We start from the raw sequence: 1,312 nt of genomic DNA, 5'->3' as shown, positions 1-1,312 counted from the left end.
GTGATGGTTTTCGTCGACTCAACCTTAGCATATAGGCGCACCCAATGGGTGAAACACCAAAGCAGCGCAGTCCCGTGTGAATCATGGGATTGCGCTGCTTTTTTGAAATTCTATGAATAATCCAGGTCTAACATTGCTTTCAGTTGAGGACGATCGGCATTTTTACCTGAAAGCTTCTCTTGAAAGATTTTATTAACACCGGCATCATGTAGTTGTTCAATTTGACGCGCCAGATTTTGATCACGCGTACTAACACGCGCATAACCGATTTTAGACAATTCTAGATCACCTACGGGTCACTTATATGTAACTAATAATACTCCCTTCTCTCTTTAGTTACAATAGGGTACGCTCTAACGGATCTATCTTTAAAAGCTTATCTGTTGATAATCATTTGAGCTTAATGTATATCTTCTATACTCAATGAGTCGATCTGATGCAAATATTCCAAAAAGAGCATTTAATCAGCTCCTTTAAATCGCTAAAAATTCCAAAACTCATTGCCACCAGCTACCATGTATCTATCTAACCATTTTGAGAAAGAGAGATCAAAGCATTGGCTGGCCTGCATCCCTGGATATGTTAAATACGGCTTACCTAGTCTGCGCTGTTCCTCGTTAATATACATGTCACCAACATCTCTAATATGCATAATCGGGATCATATTATTAAAACTTTTGGGCAATGCCTTCCGCTCAGCAATCACTTTGTCAATTGAATACACTTCACTGGCATATCCCATCGGGAAACCTGATATTTCTGTGTAAAATAGAAACATTCCGTTCGAAATTGAAAGAAACTCAATATAATCTGTTGGCAAGTTAAGGTTCTTTAGTCTTGCTAACTCAACAACGTTCGCTGATTCCTCAAATTTAAAAGAAACATTTTGGGATCTGGTGCAAACAGTGTGAGAGATGACCATCTAACCAGCTATTGATCCTATGTTGAAGGTTATGCAGCTAACAATGCTTCTAATTCGTCCACGACTGAGAACCCGATGAGACTTAACTCTCGTCGGGTTCTTTTGCGTATTGCGTGAACAATTTCCACACCGCTCAACGTTGCACTAGCGGTTCGAATGCTTTGAAAGCTTGCTGAGCGGACACGATGACGTTTAATGAATCGGTGGTCCTGTTCAATCAAATTATTTCGATATTTGGAACATTGGTGGGCTGATTTGCTCAAACCTGGATTATTCATAGAATTTCAAAAAAGCAGCGCAATCCCATGATTCACACGGGACTGCGCTGCTTTGGTGTTTCACCCATTGGGTGCGCCTATATGCTAAGGTTGAGTCGACGAAAACCATCAC

Annotated in this window: 3 pseudogenes; all 3 read right to left on the bottom strand. The window is 40.5% G+C overall.

Going from position 1 to position 1,312, the window contains the following annotated elements:
- Window positions 1-125: 125 nt before the first annotated feature.
- Window positions 126-278: pseudogene (locus tag ACYVRB_RS14205) on the bottom strand (recombinase family protein); the annotation flags it as partial.
- 203 nt (window positions 279-481) lie between these two features.
- Window positions 482-889 (bottom strand): annotated as a pseudogene (locus ACYVRB_RS14200) (SMI1/KNR4 family protein); the annotation flags it as partial.
- A gap of 62 nt (window positions 890-951) precedes the next feature.
- Window positions 952-1,185 (bottom strand): annotated as a pseudogene (locus ACYVRB_RS14195) (DDE-type integrase/transposase/recombinase); the annotation flags it as partial.
- Window positions 1,186-1,312 lie beyond the last annotated feature (127 nt).

The sequence above is a fragment of the Lacticaseibacillus boliensis genome, from assembly GCF_054784775.1.
The sequence above is the reverse complement of the archived record's forward strand: the minus strand, read 5'-3'. Positions and strand labels throughout refer to the sequence as shown.